Annotated in this window: 16 protein-coding genes; 2 read left to right on the forward strand and 14 right to left on the reverse strand. The window is 68.7% G+C overall.

All coding sequences use genetic code 11. The features are described 5' to 3' along the window. Positions 1–165 precede the first annotated feature (165 nt). Together AC52GN_RS15325 and ahpD are read left to right on the forward strand one after the other, a co-directional pair. Entirely contained in the window at positions 166–720 is a 555-nt protein-coding gene (locus AC52GN_RS15325) for a peroxiredoxin (RefSeq protein WP_291780521.1), read from the forward strand. 253 nt (positions 721–973) lie between these two features. Further along, a complete protein-coding gene (ahpD, locus tag AC52GN_RS15330) occupies positions 974–1507 on the forward strand; it encodes an alkylhydroperoxidase, AhpD family (RefSeq protein WP_291780519.1) in 534 nt (177 codons plus the stop codon). A 79-nt stretch (positions 1508–1586) separates the two neighbouring features. Here the strand turns inward: ahpD and AC52GN_RS15335 are convergent, their stop codons facing one another. From AC52GN_RS15335 to AC52GN_RS15400, 14 genes are all read right to left on the reverse strand, one after another. After that, the gene (locus AC52GN_RS15335) at positions 1587–2009 is read right to left on the reverse strand and encodes a helix-turn-helix domain-containing protein (protein WP_496527644.1); all 423 of its coding nucleotides are present in this window, start codon (positions 2007–2009) and stop codon (positions 1587–1589) included. 108 nt (positions 2010–2117) lie between these two features. Then, positions 2118–3707, reverse strand: a complete 1590-nt coding sequence (gene lnt, locus AC52GN_RS15340; RefSeq protein WP_496527645.1) for an apolipoprotein N-acyltransferase — start codon at positions 3705–3707, stop codon at positions 2118–2120. Beyond that, positions 3704–4159: an rRNA maturation RNase YbeY gene (ybeY, locus tag AC52GN_RS15345; protein ID WP_496527646.1), complete on the reverse strand. Its 456-nt coding sequence runs from the start codon at positions 4157–4159 to the stop codon at positions 3704–3706. The genes lnt and ybeY overlap by 4 nt, the downstream gene beginning before the upstream one ends. After that, positions 4159–5166: a PhoH family protein gene (locus AC52GN_RS15350; protein ID WP_088491473.1), complete on the reverse strand. Its 1008-nt coding sequence runs from the start codon at positions 5164–5166 to the stop codon at positions 4159–4161. Before AC52GN_RS15350 ends, ybeY begins: the two co-directional genes overlap by 1 nt. 105 nt (positions 5167–5271) lie before the next feature. Next, the gene (gene miaB, locus AC52GN_RS15355) at positions 5272–6687 is read right to left on the reverse strand and encodes a tRNA (N6-isopentenyl adenosine(37)-C2)-methylthiotransferase MiaB (RefSeq protein ID WP_496527647.1); all 1416 of its coding nucleotides are present in this window, start codon (positions 6685–6687) and stop codon (positions 5272–5274) included. Between the two features lie 67 nt (positions 6688–6754). Further along, the gene (locus AC52GN_RS15360; protein ID WP_291780508.1) at positions 6755–7225 is read right to left on the reverse strand and encodes a Fur family transcriptional regulator; all 471 of its coding nucleotides are present in this window, start codon (positions 7223–7225) and stop codon (positions 6755–6757) included. A gap of 37 nt (positions 7226–7262) precedes the next feature. Further along, a complete protein-coding gene (gene rimI, locus AC52GN_RS15365; RefSeq protein ID WP_496527648.1) occupies positions 7263–7697 on the reverse strand; it encodes a ribosomal protein S18-alanine N-acetyltransferase in 435 nt (144 codons plus the stop codon). Continuing rightward, entirely contained in the window at positions 7694–8404 is a 711-nt protein-coding gene (gene tsaB, locus AC52GN_RS15370) for a tRNA (adenosine(37)-N6)-threonylcarbamoyltransferase complex dimerization subunit type 1 TsaB (protein WP_343830019.1), read from the reverse strand. The genes rimI and tsaB overlap by 4 nt, the downstream gene beginning before the upstream one ends. Positions 8405–8461: 57 nt before the next feature. Further along, on the reverse strand, positions 8462–8830 hold the full coding sequence (locus AC52GN_RS15375; RefSeq protein ID WP_346485340.1) for a helix-turn-helix domain-containing protein: 369 nt from the start codon (positions 8828–8830) through the stop codon (positions 8462–8464). Between the two features lie 60 nt (positions 8831–8890). Beyond that, positions 8891–9475 (reverse strand): helix-turn-helix domain-containing protein, encoded by a 585-nt coding sequence (locus AC52GN_RS15380; protein WP_312220215.1) that lies wholly within the window; start codon positions 9473–9475, stop codon positions 8891–8893. A gap of 61 nt (positions 9476–9536) precedes the next feature. After that, positions 9537–10094, reverse strand: a complete 558-nt coding sequence (locus AC52GN_RS15385; RefSeq protein WP_312220217.1) for a NifU family protein — start codon at positions 10092–10094, stop codon at positions 9537–9539. An 87-nt stretch (positions 10095–10181) separates the two neighbouring features. Then, the gene (locus AC52GN_RS15390; RefSeq protein WP_312220218.1) at positions 10182–10649 is read right to left on the reverse strand and encodes a universal stress protein; all 468 of its coding nucleotides are present in this window, start codon (positions 10647–10649) and stop codon (positions 10182–10184) included. A gap of 200 nt (positions 10650–10849) precedes the next feature. Further along, positions 10850–15712 (reverse strand): NAD-glutamate dehydrogenase, encoded by a 4863-nt coding sequence (locus AC52GN_RS15395; RefSeq protein WP_496527649.1) that lies wholly within the window; start codon positions 15710–15712, stop codon positions 10850–10852. A gap of 437 nt (positions 15713–16149) precedes the next feature. Beyond that, positions 16150–17334, reverse strand: a complete 1185-nt coding sequence (locus AC52GN_RS15400) for an AI-2E family transporter (protein ID WP_291780484.1) — start codon at positions 17332–17334, stop codon at positions 16150–16152. Between the last annotated feature and the right edge of the window lie 114 nt (positions 17335–17448).

The raw sequence follows: 17448 nt of genomic DNA on the forward strand, positions 1-17448 counted from the left end.
TCATCGGCCGTTCTTATAACTCGCCCAGCACGATAAGTTAAATCTATTTGTGAAAGCAAAATGATCGATTTGACTTAAGCAGCGCCAAGGCCCATCTCATGGCCTCGACGGTTCGCGCTCCCCGCGTTCCGGCGGTCCATTTTTTCTGCATCTAGGAGAAGCGCGATGCTCGGCGTCGGTCAAAAACTGCCTGATTTCAAAATTATCGGCGTGAAGCCGGGCTTCAACAGCCACGAGGAAAACGGCGCCTCGGCCTTCGAGCCGGTCACGCAGGACAGCTTCGAGGGCAAGTGGAAGGTCATCTTCTTCTACCCGAAGGACTTCACCTTCGTCTGCCCGACCGAAATCGCCGCCTTCGCCAAGCTGGGCAAGGACTTCGAGGACCGCGACACCGTGGTTCTGGGCGGTTCGACCGACAACGAGTTCACCAAGCTGGCCTGGCGTCGTGACCACGCCGACCTGAACAAGCTGCCGATCTGGCAGTTCGCCGACAACGGCGGCAAGCTTGCCCGCGCCCTGGGCGTGCTGGACGAAGAAGAAGGCGTGGCCCTGCGCGCGACCTTCGTCGTCGACCCGCACAACGTCATCCAGCACGTCTACGTCACCAACCTGAACGTCGGCCGTTCGCCGGAAGACACGCTTCGCGTGGTCGATGCTCTGCAGACCGACGAGCTGTGCGCCTGCAACCGCCCGGTCGGCGGCGACACTCTGGCCGCGTAAGTACTGGCCCAGACAGGCCCGGACCGCGTGAGTAGGGTCCGGGCCGCCCCTCGAAAGAGGCGGCGGCGGGCGACTGTCGCCGCCTTTTTCATGCCTGATGATTTTATTTGGGCGCTATGCTCGGCTCGCGGAGCCTCGCGGCTTGAGCGCCCATCACGCAATGCGGCTCAAAATGGCGGCTCAAGAAGTAAGCGACCGCGTCGCGAACGATAGCCGCTTCTTTGAAGCGTCGCTTCCTGAAAGGAACACGAAAATGTCCATCGACGCCCTTCGCGATCTGATCCCGGCCTATGGCAAGGACATCTCGCTGAACCTGTCCTCGCTCGCCAATGAGACCGTGCTGAACGACCAGCAGAAGTGGGGCTGCTTCCTGGCCTCGGCCCACGCCATCGGCGTCGCCCCCGTGGTCAAGCTGATCGAGGCCCAGGCCGCGACGGTCCTGTCGCCCGAAGCGATGACCGCCGCCAAGGCCGCCGCCGCCATCATGGGCATGAACAACATCTACTACCGCTCGCTGCACCTGATGAAGAACCCGGAGTACACGACGCTGCCGGCCAAGCTGCGGATGAACATCATCGCCAATCCGGGCGTCGAGAAGCTGGACTTCGAGCTGTGGTCCACCGCCGTCTCGGCCATCAACGGCTGCGGCGCCTGCCTGGACGCCCACGAGGGCGAACTGCGCAAGCACGCCGTCCCGGCCCTGCAGATCCAGGCCGCCCTGCGCATCGGCGCCGTGGTCCACGCCGCCAGCCGCATCGTCGCCTCGGAGACGGCGCTGACCGCCTGATCTCGAACGAGCTCCAAGACAGGAAAAGGCGCGGATCGCTCCGCGCCTTTTTCTTTGTCCCGGTTTCGTCGGCCTCGGCTCAGGCGGCGGGTTCGGCGTCGCCTTCCTCAACCAGTTCTCGCATCAGGTCGACCACCAGCTTCTGCTGGCGTGACGACAGGCGCGGCGCCAGGCGGCCGATCTCGATGGTCTGGCGGGTGGCGGGGAAGTCGTGAACGAAGGGCTCGGCCTCGCCCTCGGCGATGCCGGGCTGCGCCGTCCCGGTCAGACCCTCGAAGAAGTAGCCGATGTCGACGCGGAAGAAGCGGGCGATGTCCCACAGCTTGGACGCGGAGATCCGGTTGGCGCCCTTCTCGTACTTCTGCACCTGCTGGAAGGTGACTCCCAGCGCCTGGCCCAGATCGGTCTGGTTGTAGCCCAGGGCGATGCGTTTCTCGCACACGCGCCGCCCCACATGCCGATCCACCAGATGGGGACCTTCTGTCCCGGAACCCCTGACCATGTCCTGCCCTCTTCCCCGTTTTTCTTGTCGACATGCCGCCGTCGCCGGGCCGATGTCATGTCAATTCGCGTCTCAGGGGCGCCGCGGGAACGACGCCCCCCGATAGGCTTAACGACCCAGCCTCGCTTTTCCAGCGCGGCCTCGCCCCGCGATCAGCATTATAACCAACAGGACGGCGAACCCCAGATCGCCCCAGCGGCCGTAAACGGTCGGCGGAGCCGGTTGCGGCAGACGCACGTCGATGACGCCCGCCTGGCCGGGGTCCAGCCGCTTGCCCTCGACGATGCGGCCCCACGGATCGATCATGGCCGAGACGCCCGTAGGCGTCGCCCGCGCCACCGGCAGGCCCGTCTCCAGCGCGCGATAAGAGGCCAGGTTCAGATGCTGGCGCGGACCTGACGTCCGGCCGAACCAGGCGTCGTTGGAGACGTTGACGACCCACGCCGGGCGCGTTGCCGCCGTCGCGGGCGTGAAGCCGGGATAGAGGGCTTCGTAGCAGATCAGCGGCTGCACCGGCGGAGCGTTGACCAGGCTGATCGGCGCAGGGGTCGGTCCGGCGCTGAAGTCGGCGGGGACGTGCACTAGGCTGCGCACGCCGATCCGACTCATCAGGTCGCCCATCGGCAGGTATTCGCCGAACGGCACCAGCCGGTGCTTGTCGTAGATCTGACCGATACGCAGGCCCGCCGCGCCTTCATCATGCAGGGCGAACAGGCTGTTGTAATAGCGGGCGCCCGTCTCGGCGCTCGGGTCCGGCTCGCCACGGCTCAATCCCGCGAGCAGGGTCTGGCCCGTCTGCAGGGCCCCCGCCACCGCCTGGGCGTCCGAGGAGGCGAACAGGTCGTTGGCCGTCGTCGGCAGGGCGCCTTCAGGCCAGATCACCACGTCAGGCAGAGCGTCGCCCGGACGCGCCGTCAGCTCCAGATAGCGGCCCAGAATGGCCTGGTAAGCCTCGGGGCTCCATTTGTAGTCCTGCGGGATATCGGCCTGGACCAGCCGCACCATGGTCGGCGTCTCCACCAGCCGCGCCGAGGACAGACGCGCCGCCCCGAAGGCCAACAGACCGGCCAGCGTCAGCGCCCCCAGCCCCGCCGCGATCAGGCGCGGTCGTCGCGGCCCGGCGTCGACCAGAGGCGCGAAGGCGCTGACCGCCGCCACCGTGATCAGGCCCAGCCCATAGACCCCGACGACCGAGGCGAACTGCGACATGGCCGATCCGGCCGCCCAGCCCGCGCCCGCCGGGTTCCACGGAAAGCCGGTCAGCACATGGCCGCGCGTCCACTCCAGCAAGGCGAACAGGGCGGCGAACAGCAGGACGCGCCGCGCCCCGGCCGGCCGGAGCCGGCGATAGGCCATGGTCGCCAGCCCCCAGAACAGCCCCATGCCCGCCGGCAGCAGGCTGGCCGCAAACGGCGCCATCCATGCCTGCGCCGGATTGACCAGAAAGGCTTCGGCCACCCACCAGCAGCCGATGAAGAAATAGGCGAACCCCGCCAGCCAGCCGACCCAGAAGCCCCCTTTCATCCCCTCTGCCCGATCCGCCAGCAACAGCAGCAACGGATAGCCCAGCAGTCCCGGCAGGAAGCCGAACGGCGGATGGACCAGGGCGGCGCCCGCCCCGGCCAGCAGCGCCAAGCCGATCCGGCCCCAGCGATGGTTCAGCAGGCCCGCGAACCGGGCGGCGAGCGCCCCGCTCACGCGGCGCCCTCATGCTCGGCTGCATAGGGATCGGCGACACCCAATTCGCCCAGGATCTCGCGCTCCTCGGCCTCCATCTCCTCGGCCTCGGCGTCGTCCTGGTGGTCGCGGCCCAGCAGGTGCAGGACGCCGTGGACGACCAGATGGCTCAGATGATCCGACAGGGTCTTGCCCTGCGCCTGCGCCTCCGCCGCGCAATAGGCGTAGCCCAGCACCACGTCCCCCAGATGCGGAAAGGCGCTCTCGGCGGCCGGAAAGGACAGCACGTTCGTCGGCCGGTCCTTGTCGCGGAAACGCGCGTTCAGGTCCTGCACCGCCGCGTCGTCAGCCAACAGCACGACCACATCGCCCTCGATCGTTCCCAGGGCCGCGAGGGCGGCGCGCTCGGCGATCGCCGCCGCCTCGGGCAGGGCCTCGGTCCAGGCCTCGCTCTCGATCTCGACCTCGATCATCAGGCGTCGTCCTCAAGGTCGGGGAAGGGGCGGCTGCGCGCGGCGTCGCTGTCATAGGCGCGCACGATGCGCTCGACCATGGCGTGCCGCACCACGTCCTCGGACTTGAACTGCTGCACGCCGACGCCCTCCACGTCCTTGAGGATGCGCAGGGCGTGGGCCAGGCCGGAATCGCGTGGGTTCAGCAGATCGACCTGCGACGGGTCGCCCGTCACCACCATGCGCGCGCCCTCGCCCAGACGGGTCAGCACCATCTTCATCTGCATCCGCGAGGTGTTCTGCGCCTCATCGACGATGATGAAGGCGTGGCTGAGCGTGCGGCCGCGCATGAAAGCGATGGGAGCGGCTTCGATCTCGCCCTTCTCGCGGCGACGGCGCACGTCGTCGACGCCCAGGATGTCGTTCAGCGACTCCCAGATCGGCGCCAGATAGGGGTCGACCTTCTCGTTCAGATCGCCCGGCAGGAAGCCCAGCTTCTCGCCCGCCTCGACGGCCGGGCGGGTGATGACCAGCCGGTCCACCTGACCCCGCTTCAGCAGGGAGGCGCCATAGGCCGCCGCCAGAAAGGTCTTGCCCGTGCCCGCCGGTCCGACGCCGAAGGTCAGTTCGCAACGGCCCAGCATCTCCAGATAGCGCGCCTGCGACGCCGTCTTGGGGGCGATGGCGCCGCGACGGCCGACCGGCAGGGCGGCGCCTTCGGGCACGCTGCGTCCCCCGCTGCGGCCCGCCGGTTCGGCGCGGGGCTGGGTCACGGCGGCGCCCAGGGCGGTGCGTACGTCGGCCTCGGTGATCTCCGCGCCCGCCTCGGCCCGGTTCGACAGGGCCTCGATCACCCGGCGCGCCTGGGCGCGATCCCGCGTCGAGCCGTTGATCGACACCCCGCCGCCCGGCGTCTCGACCAGCACCTTGAAGGCGTCCTCGATCAAGGCCAGGTGGCGGCTCTGCGGCCCGATGACGGCGCGCAACGCCTCATCGCTGAGGGACAGGAACTCGGACTCTCGCGCCATGAGGTCTCCTTGTTGGTCCCCTACCGCCTCGCGCGCGGCGCGAGGCTGCTTGAGGGGGATTGTAAGCGTTCCTGGCCCCACGCACGGCGCGTGGCGAGACAGGCGTCAGTTGGTCTGGATCAGGCGGCCGGACAGGCTGTTCTGCTGGCCGCTGATGATCTCGACCGGAACGATCTGGCCGATCAGTTGATCCGCGTCCTCGACGTGGACCGATTGCAGATAGGGGGAGCGGCCGATGGCCTGGGCGCCGTGGCGGCCCTTCTTCTCGAACAGCACCGGCAGGACGCGCCCAGCCAGCGACTGATTGAAGGCGACCTGCTGCTCGGTCAGCAGGCCCTGCAGGGCGTGCAGACGTTCCTTGGCCACGGCGTCCGGCACCTGGGCCGCCATGGTCGCGGCGGGCGTGCCGGGACGCGGCGAATACATGAAGGAGAAGGCGCTGGCGTAGTTCACCCGCCGCACCAGATCCATGGTGTCCTCGAAATCGCGATCCGTCTCGCCGGGGAAGCCGACGATGAAGTCGCCCGACAGCGCCATGTCCGGCCGCGCCGCGCGAATCCGGTCGATCAGGTCGAAATACTTCTGACGCCCGTGCTTGCGGTTCATCAGGCGCAGAATGCGGTCCGAGCCCGCCTGCACCGGCAGGTGCAGATAGGGCATCAGGGCGTCCAGTTCGCCGTGCGCCGCGATCAGGTCGTCCGACATGTCGTTCGGGTGGCTGGTCGTATAGCGGATGCGGTCGATGCCGGGGATGTCCGCCAGGGCGTAGGCCAGCTTCGCCAGGGTGAACGGCTTCCCGTCCGGCCCCTCGCCGTCATAGGCGTTGACGTTCTGGCCCAGCAGGGTGACTTCGCGCACGCCCCGGTCGGCCAGCGCCCGCGCCTCGTCCAGCACCGCCGCGACCGGGCGCGACCACTCGGCGCCGCGCGTATAGGGCACGACGCAGAAGCTGCAGAACTTGTCGCAACCTTCCTGCACGGTCAGGAAGGCGGTCACCCCCTCTGTCCCGCGCGTCGCCGGCAGGGCGTCGAACTTCTCATTGGGGGCGAAGTCGGCGCCGATGCGCTCGCCGCGCGCCCGCGCGGTGCGGGTCAGCAGCTCCGGCAGTTGGTGATAGGCCTGCGGCCCGACCACCAGATCGACCGCCGGCTGGCGCTTCATGATCTCCTCGCCCTCAGCCTGGGCGACGCAGCCAGCCACGGCGATGGTCATGCCGCCGTCGCCCGCCGCCGCCTTTTCTTCCTTCATCTGCCGCAGCTTGCCGAGTTCGGAATAGACCTTCTCGGCCGCCTTCTCGCGGATATGGCAGGTGTTCAGAATGACGAAGTCGGCGCCTTCGGGCGTGTCCGTCGGCGCATAGCCCAGCGGCCGCAGGACGTCGGCCATGCGTTCGGAATCGTAGACGTTCATCTGGCACCCGTAGGTCTTGATGAACAGACGCTTGGGCGTCGCCTCGCCTTCGGGCGCGACGCCGTGGCCCAGGACAGGGGCCGGGACAGGCTTTTCGAGCGTATCGGTCATGTCCGGCTTATGATCGCCGAAACCGACGACGGCAAGCGTCGGCAGGGTCTGGGGCCGACGGCCGAGGTCAGTCTTCGGCCTCTTCGCGGGGGCGGCGCTTGTAGATCAGCCCCTCCCGCTCCACCGGCTCGGCGCCGGGGATGACGTGGCCGTACAGCTCCAGCTTGTGACCGACCAGCTCATAGCCGAGCTTGCGGGCGATCTCGGTCTTGAGGCGCTCGATCTCGGCGTCGAAGAATTCGATGACCTCGCCCGTCTTGGTGTCGATCAGGTGGTCGTGGTGGTCGTCGCCGGCCTCTTCATAGCGGCTGCGGCCGTCGCCGAAGTCGTGCTTCTCGACCACGCCCGCCTCTTCGAACAGGCGCACGGTGCGATAGACGGTGGCGATGGAGATGTGCGGATCGATCGCCGAAGCGCGGCGATACAGCTCCTCCACATCGGGGTGGTCCTCGGCATTCGACAGGACGCGGGCGATCACCCGACGTTGCTCGGTCATGCGCATGCCGCGCTCGGCGCAGAGTTTTTCGATCCGGTCCATGGCGGCGAAGATAGGATGGACCGTCGCCTTATGGAAGCTATCGAGAAAAGTTCAGGACCAACGTCAGCGCATCCTCTCGGCGTCCGTCCGCATGCGAATAATAGCCGCGTCGTCGCCCCATCTCGACGAAGCCGCTTCGGGCGTACAGGGCGCGGGCGGCGCCGTTGCCCTCGGCGACTTCCAGGAACATCCGTTCGGCGCCCAGGGCGGCGGCGCGCACCACCGCCGCCTCGACCAGTCGCGCGCCCAGCCCCGCGCGCCGCGCCGAGGGCCGCACCGCCAGGGTCAGAATCTCGGCTTCGTCGACCACGACGCGGATCAGGATGAAGCCGCCCTCCTCGGCCACGGCGAATACGCCCGGCGAGGCCAGGAGTTCGGCCAGCGCCGCCCGGTCCCAGGCCGCCGCGAACGCCTCGGCGTGGATCGCGGCGAGGCGAGCAGGATCGACCGCCGGGAAGATCGGGTCGCTCACGCGGCGGGCTGACGCGGCTGGCCCGGCAGACGGCTGGGCGGCGTGGCGTCGGGCGCGCGCAGATAGAGCGGCTGCGGCGGGGCGGTCGTCGGATCGGCGGCCAGGGCGAGGGCCGCCAGCGCCTCGGGCGCGGGAGCGGGCAGGGGATGGAGGGCGGCGCTCGCCAGTTCAGGGAAGGCCTCGGCCAGCACCTCGGCCCCGCTTCCGACCAGGACCGGCCGCGCGTCCCCGGTTTCAGCCTGAATGCGGTCGCGCGCCGCCTCGAGGGACAGCGCCTCCGCTTCGCCGAGCGCCACGCCGTCGCGGAACAGGCGCGCATAGACCTGGCCCCGGCGGGCGTCGATGACAGCGGCGACCAGGCCCTCGGACGGGACCGAGGCCGCCAGGGCGTCCAGGGTGGAGATTCCGACCACCGGCCGATCCAGCGCCGCGCCCAGCCCCAGGGCGAAGGCCAGGCCGACACGCAGGCCGGTGAAGGACCCCGGCCCCACCGTCACCCCGATGCGCGCCATCCCGTCGAAACCGCCCGCCTCCGCCGCCGCATCGCGCGCCAGTCCGCCCAGTCGCTCCTGATGGCCCTTGGTCATCAGCTCGACGCGCAGGCCCAGGTGCCGGGGCTGGGGCTGGAGCAGGGCGTCGCCCGCTTCGCCCTCGAACACTCCGACGGCGCAGGCGCCCAGCGCCGTGTCGATGACCATGATCTTCATGGCCCTGTCCCTAATGCGAAACCGGCGCGGATGCGACCGCTTCAACGCCGAAGACCGTCAGGCCGCCGCCATGGCCTGGGCGACGCGGGTCAGGGCGCGGCGCGCGCCGGCGTCGGGAATCCGCGCGAAGGCCTCGGCCAGACCTCGCCCTTCGGCGCTGGTCAGAACCGGGTGCAGCAGCTCCGCCTCGCCCTCGATCTTGGGGCGCGCTGGGAAGAAGTCGCCCACCGAGCAGCCCATAGCCATCGCCGCCTGATGCAGACGCGAGGCGGAGACGCGATTGACGCCCGTCTCATACTTCTGGACCTGCTGGAAGCTGACTCCCAGTTCTCGCGCCAGGACGGACTGGGACCAGCCGAGGGCGGAGCGTCGGGCGGCGATGCGCAGGCCGACGGCCTGATCGATATGATGGCTGCGACGCGACATGACCCCTCCGCTTTCAACCAGAGAGTTTCATGAACGACCGCGTGATGCAACTATTTTGTTTCATTCATCGTCAAAGCGCCCGGTCACAGCCGACATCGACTGGATGCGCGAACGCGCGATCCGCTCCGTCCGGTCCAGACCGCCTGCGCCGAGAACCACGACTTCGGCGTCGTCGGCGCGATCATAGAGGCGAACCCTCTGGGCGCCGTCGTCGATCTGGATGACGCAGCCCTGGCCCCGCCGGGGCCAACGCCCCGGCACATACTCCAGCACCGTTCCGGCCGACGCCCAGGGCGCCAGTTCGTCCGTCTCCAGCCGCAGCCGACGGGTCTGAACGCGCGCGCCGTCGAAGACGCGGCCGCGGGCTGAAAGTCCAGTGGCGGGAAGGGCTTCAGGCGAAGCCGGCTCGCCGCCCATCTGCAGGACCAGCGCCTCGGGCGTTGCATCCAGGGCGCCGGTCAGGCGGCGCTGGACGTCGGGACGGAACAGGCTGGAGCGTTTGCCCGCCTCATACAGGCCCCAGCCCTGGCTGGTCATGCCGATCCTTGCGCCCGCCTCGGCCTGGCTCAACCCGCGTTCACGCCGCAGCGCCGCCAGGGCTTCGCCCAGGGCGCGAGCCTGGGATGTCTCGTCCGAACCGCTCATGACGCCATCATGCCCGAGGGCGCGCCGTCCGACGAGTGTTTCATGTGAAACAGGGCGGCGCTTACAGCACCTGTTCGACGCTGGTCACTTCGGGAACGTAATGGCGCATCATCTGCTCGACCCCGGCCTTCAGGGTCGCGGAGGAGGAGGGGCAGCCCGCGCAGGCGCCGCGCATCCGCAGACGCAGCACGCCGGTTTCCTCGTCGAAATGGTCGAACAGGATGTCGCCGCCGTCCTGGGCCACCGCCGGACGGATGCGGCTGTCGAGCAGGCCCTTGATCTCCGCGACGATCTCCGTGTCCTCGCCGGCGTCTTCGCTCACGGCTTCACCGGCTCGAACCAGGGGCGCGCCAGAGACGAAATGATCCATGATGACCGACAGGATCGGCGCCTTCATCTCGCTCCAGTCAGGGCCCTGCGCCGCGCGGGTGACCGAGACGTAGTCGGCGCCGAAGAAGACCCCCTCGACCCCTTCCAGTTCGAAAAGGGCCTCGGCCAGAGGCGAGGCGGCCGCCTCGTCGATGGTGCGATACTCCAACACGGCCTGCGGGGCGACGTCGCGGCCCGGCAGGAATTTGAGCGCGTTGGGATTGGGCGTGGCTTCGGTCTGGATGAACATGAGCCTCAGATGCGCCCTGCCGCGGCCCGGTTCAAGTGGGCGCTCAAGCAGCGAGCCGCAGCAGGGCGAGCGATAGCGCCCCTTGGATCAAGCCAGATCCAGAATCTCGTCCTCGGTCAGTTCGCCGGGAACGATGGTGACGGGCAGCTTGCGGCCGGTCAGGGCGGCCCCCTGCTTCAACACCGCCGACACCAGGGGGCCTGGGCCGCGTCCGTTGGCCCCGGCCGCCAGGATCAGGATCTTGATGTCGGGATCGTCGCCCACCGCCTTGCGGATGGCGGCCTGGGGGTCGCCTTCCTCGATCAGATAGACGGGCGGCGCGCCCGAGGTCTCGGCGACCTTCTCGCCCAGCCGGGCCAGCAGGCCTTCCGCCTCCTCACGCTGCTGGCGGCGGATTTCGTCGCGGACGCCAGACCAGTGCTCGTCCGATCCGCCGGGCAGGGCGCGCAGCAGGACCACATGGCCCCCGGTCGAACGGGCGCGGCGCGAGGCGTAGGCCAGGGCGGCGCCCAGCTCGGGACTGTCGTCGACGACGACGAGGAACTTCCTGGGCATGGGCCCTCCGGTTCACTGAACAGCAGGCGCCACCTAAACCGACCTCGCCCCAAACGCCAAGGCCCGCCCGCCTCGCCAGACGACGCAACGGACGGGCCCTGATTGCGACGCCGACGCGAACCGCACCTGTTCGAGCGCCTCATGCGCTCAAGCAGCGAGCCGCCGCGCGGCGAGCGTTAGCGCTCTTACCAGGAATGGCTTCAGCTTGCTGAAGCCAACACCTCGCGGATCGCGCCGTTGGCGATGGTCAGCTTGGCGAAGGTCCAGCCGGAGCCCGAGGTCTCGATCTCGTCGACCGAGCCGCGCAGGGCCTCCACCTGATCCATGCGGGCGCCGATCCAGGCGTCGACCGCCTGTTCCGCGCTGTCCTCGCCGGCGCCGGCCGCCTCGGCCGAGGCCTTGGCCACGGCGCGGGTCAGCTGCTGCTGCTCGGTCATCAGGTCCTGGATCAGGCGACGCACGGCCAGGCGATCGAAGTGATCGCCCGACGGCACCGACCCGGCCGCCACGCGCAGGCGGTCGAAGTCGAAGGCGGCGCCGACCTGGTGATAGACGCGGGCCATGGCCGGAGCGTCCCAGCCCAGTTCGCCGGCCAGGTCGCCGATGTCGGCCGTGGCCACCATCGGACGCAGCATGGCGATGTCGCGCGCCAGTTCTTCCGGCGCGCCCAGACCGATGAAGGTCTGGACCCGGCCCTCGTAGCGGGCGTGCTCATAACGCGACAGCACCTGCGGTCCGGCGGCGCGCAGGGCGTCGGCGGCGGGCTGGTAGGCGGCGATCATGCCGCCGACTGTCGTCTCGGTGCGAGCCGCGCGACGCGCCAGCCAGAAGGTCTGGCGACGCAGGACCAGGGCGATCTCCTGATACAGGGCCGTCTGGGCCTCGGCCGGGATCTTCAGGTCCAGGGCCGACACCGCCTTCCAGGCCTCGTCGAGGCGGAAGACGTGACGCGCGGTCTCGAAGGCCGTGACCATGGCGGCGGTGTCGCACTCGGCCGCCGCGCGCAGGCGGTCGGCGAAGGTCGGTCCGGCCATGTTGACGATCTCGTTCGACAGCACGGTGGCGATGATGTCGCGACGAAGGCGGTGGCCCTTCATGTCGCTCTCGAACTGGGCGAGCGGCGTCGGGAAGTAGTCGACCAGCATCCGCTCGAAGAAGGCGTCGTCCGGCGCGGCCGAGGCGACGATCTCATCGAACAGTTCGAGCTTGGAATAGGCGGTCAGCACCGCCAGCTCCGGCCGCGACAGGGCCTGGCCCTGCAGCTTCATCTCGGCCATGCGGGCGTCGTCGGGCAGGTATTCGACCGCCCGGTTCAGCTTACCGATCGAAACCAGGTGCTGCATGAAGGCCTGCTGGGCGTCCAGGGCGTTCGCCCCTTCGGCCTGTTGCAGGGTCAGGGCCAGCGTCTGGTCGTAGTTGTGACGCAGGACGTTATGCGCCACCTCGTCCGTCATCGACTTCAGCAGGGCGTTGCGATCCTCGGCCTTCAGATGGCCCGAGGCGATGGCGCCGCCCAGCAGGATCTTGATGTTCACCTCCTGGTCGGAGGAGTCGACGCCGGCCGAGTTGTCGATGGCGTCGGTGTTCAGCCGCACGCCGACGCGCGCCGCCTCGATGCGACCCAGCTGGGTCATGCCCAGGTTGGCGCCTTCGCCGATGATCTGGGCGCGAACCTCGCCGCCGTTGATGCGGATGGCGTCGTTCGCCTTGTCGCCGACCTGCAGGTTGGTCTCGCCCGAACCCTTGATGTAGGTGCCGATGCCGCCGAAGTAGAGCAGTTCGGCGCGGGCCTTGAGGATGGCCTGCATCAAGGTGACCGGGTCGACGCTGTCGGCCTCGATGTCCAGCAGTTCCTTGATCTGAGGCGTCAGGGCGATCGACTTGGCCGAGCGCGAGAAGACGCCGCCGCCTTCCGAGATCAGGCTCTTGTCATAGTCCTGCCAGCTGGTGCGCGGCGTCTCGAACAGGCGCTTGCGCTCGGCCCACGACTTCGCCACGTCCGGGTTCGGATCGATGAAGATGTCGCGGTGATCGAAGGCGGCCACGACCTTGGTCGCCTGCGACAGCAGCATGCCGTTGCCGAAGACGTCGCCGGACATGTCGCCGACGCCGACCACGGTGAAGGGCTCGGTCTGGATGTCCTTGCCGACTTCGCGGAAGTGGCGCTTGACCGCCTCCCAGGCGCCGCGCGCGGTGATGCCCATCTCCTTGTGGTCGTAACCGGCCGAACCGCCCGAGGCGAAGGCGTCGTCCAGCCAGAAGCCGTAGGACTGGCTCACCCCGTTGGCGATGTCCGAGAAGGTCGCCGTGCCCTTGTCGGCGGCCACGACCAGATAGGGGTCGTCGCCTTCCCAGGCCACGACATTCGCCGGACGCACCGGCGCGCCGTCGCCGACGATGTTGTCGGTGATGTCCAGCATGCCGGACAGGAAGGTCTTGTAGGCGCGGATGGCCTCGGCCTGCGTCTCCTCGCGCGTGCCGCCGACCGGCAATTGCTTGGGATAGAAGCCGCCCTTGGAGCCGACCGGCACGATGACCGAGTTCTTGACCTGCTGGGCCTTCACCAGACCCAGGACCTCGGTGCGGAAATCGTCACGACGGTCCGACCAGCGCAGACCGCCGCGCGCCACCGGGCCGAAGCGCAGGTGCGTGCCTTCGACGTAGGGCGCCCAGACGAAGATTTCGCGGAAGGGCTTGGGCAGGGGCAGGTCGGCCAGTTCCTGGGCCGCGATCTTGATCGAGATGTGGGCCTTCGGATTCCCCTCGGCGTCGACCTGATAGAAGTTGGTGCGCTTGATCCCGTCGATCAGGGCCGAGATCCGGCGCAGGGCGCGGTCGTGATCCAGGCTCTTCACGTCCTGCAGCAGGGTCTCGATCTTCGCGTCCAGTTCAGCCACGGCCGCTTCGCGCTCGGCGACCGAACCGCCATGGGCCGGGTCGAACTTGGCCTTGAACAGGGCCAGAATGGCGCGCGCTGCGTCGGGGTATTCGCGCAGGGCCGCTTCCTGAACCGACTGGGAGGGGTCCAGACCCGTCTGCTGGCGGTAACGCGCCAGGGTGCGGATCAGGGCCGCCTCGCGCCAGTCGACGCCCAGTTCCAGCACCAGGCGGTTGAAGCCGTCGCTCTCGGTGCGGCCGTTCCACACGGCCTTGAAAGCCTCCTCGAACGGGGTCTTGAGGTCGGCGAAGACCAGGTCGGCGCCGCGCGGGTCTTCCAGCAGGAAGTCGTGGATGTAGATCGGCTCCTGGCCGATCGTCCGCACGACGTGGTCGGATTCCTCGAGCGTCTTCAGGCCCATGTCGGCCAGGATCGGCAGCACGTCGGACAGCGGCACGGCCGACCCGCGGCGATACAGCTTGAAGCGGAACTGCAGATTGGTCTCGTCGGCCGTGCGGAAGGCGCGCACCGCCACCGGCTCGGCATGGACGCCGTCGGCCGCCGAGCCGTCGTTCAGGCGATCGAACTGCTCCAGGTCGGCCACGGCCTCGGCCGCGTCGTAACGGTCGCGGAAGGCGACGCCGAAACCCTCGGCCCAGCGGGCGCTGGTCGGGCCGACGGCGGCTTCATCCACCCCGGCCAGGCGCAGGGCGCGCTCGAAGCGGTCGATCCAGCTGCGTCCGGCCTCGGCCACCTCGGCCTCCAGGGCCTTCAGGTCGGGCACGGGGTGTTCGCCCGGCGTCACGCCGATGATGTAGTGGACGCGCGTCAGCGGCTGGTCGCTCAGCTGCGGATACCAGGCCGAGACGCGGCCGCCCCAGGCCTTGGCCAGAATGCCGCCGATGCGCTGGCGCAGGCCCGCGTCGAAACGCTCGCGGGGGATGAAGCACAGCACAGAGACGAAGCGGTCGAACGGATCGCGGCGCGTGAACAGGCGGATGCGCGGACGATCATACAGGTGCAGGACGCCCAGCGCCGTATCCAGCAGCTCGTCCTCGCCGATCTGGAACAGCTCGTCGCGGGGGTAGTTCTCGAGGATGTTCTTCAGGCGCTTGTGATTATGGCTGCCCGGAGTCTTGCCGGCGCGTTCCAGCGCATTGGCCACCTTACGCCGGATCAGCGGCACCTCCTTGGCCATCTTGTCATAGGCCTCGGCGGTGAACAGGCCGACGAAGCGCGTCTCTCCGGTCGGCTTGCCGTCGGCGTCGTAGCGTTTGACCCCGACATAATCCATGTAGGCCCGCCGGTGGACCCGCGAGCGCATATTGGCCTTGGCCACGGTGACCGGATCGCTTTCGCCCAGCTGGCGCTGCATGGCGGCGGTCAGGACGGCCGGTTCGGAGGCGCGGCGCAGCACGCGGCGCTCGGGATCGCTGAGAACGCCCAGACCGTCGCTGGACTGGTTCAGCGGCGCCTCGGCCTCATACGAACCGGACGCGTCGCGCGGATAGTCGTAGTCGCGGGCGCCCAGGAAGACGAAATGGTCGCTCTTGGCCCAGCGAAGAAACTCGAGATTCTCCTTCAGCACCTCGGGGTCCACGCCCTTCGGCGGCGCGGCCTCCAGACGCTGGACGGCCTCGCGCATGGCCTGAACCATGGCGCCGTGATCGCGCACGGCGACGCGGACATCGGCCATGGCGGTCGCCAGACCCTCGCCCAGGGCGTCACGACGCTCCTGCGGCAGGGGATCGATGACGACGATGATCAGGGAGTCGCGACGGCCCGCCTCGATCTCGACGATCGGGTGGAACAGGGCCCGCACGGTGACCCCCGCCTCGGCCAGGGCGACCAGGACGCTGTCGACCAGGAACGGCCCGTCGTCCTGCAGGATCAGGATCTGGTCATAGCCGGTGTTGACGCCGGCGGCGTCGGCCAGCGGGCCGACGGTGATGCGGGCGGGCTCGCCCGCCTTGCGCGCCTCGGCGCCGCGCCAGGCGCCGGCCAGCAGGACGGCCAGGTCGTCGCCGCCGAGTTCAGGCGTCTCATCGGCGGAATAGTCGTCGAAGGCCTGAGCCAGCAGAGTCTTCTCCGCCGCGCCCGGCGGCGCCGCAATCCGCGCATAGGCCGCCTCCAGCGCTCCCAGGTCGGCGGGAACGGCGGGAACGATGCGCGAAGCAGCGGACATGACTCAGGTCTCGAACGGCGCGGTGGAAAACCGCTGGGGAAAACAGCCGCACCTTAGCGCTCCCGGCGAGAACGGCTAGGCCGTCGAGGCCCTGAAACACAGGGAATTTCGGTGTGCAGCGCACCATGTTGCGCCAGAGGCCCAGTTGTGGACGGTTTTGGCCCTGGTCGCCGTCGAACCGAGAAACAAAAGCCCCAATTCCGCCGTGATCGGACAGAAGCGGCTTAAGCTTCAATCCGAAAACAGGCCCTGAAACGAACAAGGCCGTCGAACGGAGTCCGACGGCCTGCTCGGTCCGGCGCTCAGGAGGGGGAGGGGAAGCGCCGGCCTGGGACGTCGCGGTCCGGGAGGGGGAGGGGAGGACCGCGTCGTCGTGTGAGGGTGAAATAGGCGTCGATTGCGGCAGTTCAAGGACAAGAAGAGAAAATTTTCGAGTTCTATGTCTGCGGCGGGACGTCGCGGCCCCGGATACGGCGAAGCCAGGATGATCGTCCCCAGACGGAACGTTTCTGGGCGGCGTCTTCTTCCGCCCCCTTGTCCTTGACCTTGCCCGGCCGCTTGGCGGCGTAGGGTTCGCCGTCGCCCGACAGCAGGACCGCGATCCAGCGCGAGCCCTTGAACTCGGCCAGGATGGCCATGGCCATCACCGCCAGCGGCGTCGACAGGAACATCCCCGCCACGCCCCACAGCTTGCCCCAGAAGGCCAGGGCCAGCAGCACCACGATGGGGTCGATGTTCTGATTGTCGCCCTGCATCCGCGGCTGGACCAGATTGCCGACCAGGAACAGCAGGGTCTGCAGGCCCACGAACAGGATCAGGGCGGGCCAGTAGCTCTCGAACTGGACCAGGGCGAACAGGGGCGGGGCGCAACCGGCCACGGCCCCGCCCAGCACCGGAATGAAGCCGACGATGAAGATGACGAAGGTCCAGAACTCGGCGTTCTGAAGCCCCACCGCCCGCATCAACACCCAGGCCACGGCGCAGATCATGGCCCCGGTCACGGCCTGGACCCACAGATAGCCCTCGACCCCGCCGCGCACGCGCTCGAACACCTCCAGCGCCTCCTGGCGCGGGCCGCGTTCAGGGAACATGCCGACCATCTTCTTGCGGAAGCCCGCCTGTGAGGCCAGCAGGAAGCCCAGGTAGATCATGACGAAGAAGGCGCCGGTGGCGGCCCCCTGCACCTGGAAGGCCGTCGTGGTCAGCCAGCCGCGCACGTCGATGCCGGCGATCATGTCCTGCAGGGTGGGCGGGTCGCTGACCCCGACCAGGGCCGAGACGTCCCGGCTGATCTGGTCGATGCGCGGGCCGATGCTGCCCGCCACGCCCGAGGCGTCGGTGAAGAAGCCCGCCGCCCCGTCGACGATGATCCAGATCGACAGCAGGAAGCCCAGCACCACCACGATCAGGGCGGCCGCCCCCGCAAAGCGCGGCGGAACCGGGGTGCGACGCTCGATGGCGCGCTTCACCCCGTCGATCATGATCATCAGGAACAGGGCCATGGCCAGAGGCGTCAGGATGTCCCTGAGCCAATAGAGGGCGGCCCCCGCCGCCACGACGGCGATCAGCACCACCGCATTCGTGGCCGGGGAGGAATGACTGACGGTGATCGGAAGCTTCATGTCGGAACTGTCGTCGTGGCCGGGAACCGCGTCAATCGCTGTAAACCGCCGAGGTTCCGCCTTGCGGCGACGGCGTGGTGGATTAAGCATGGCGGAGCACGCAGGAGACCCGCT

This window comes from Brevundimonas sp. SS2672 (genome assembly GCF_059579685.1).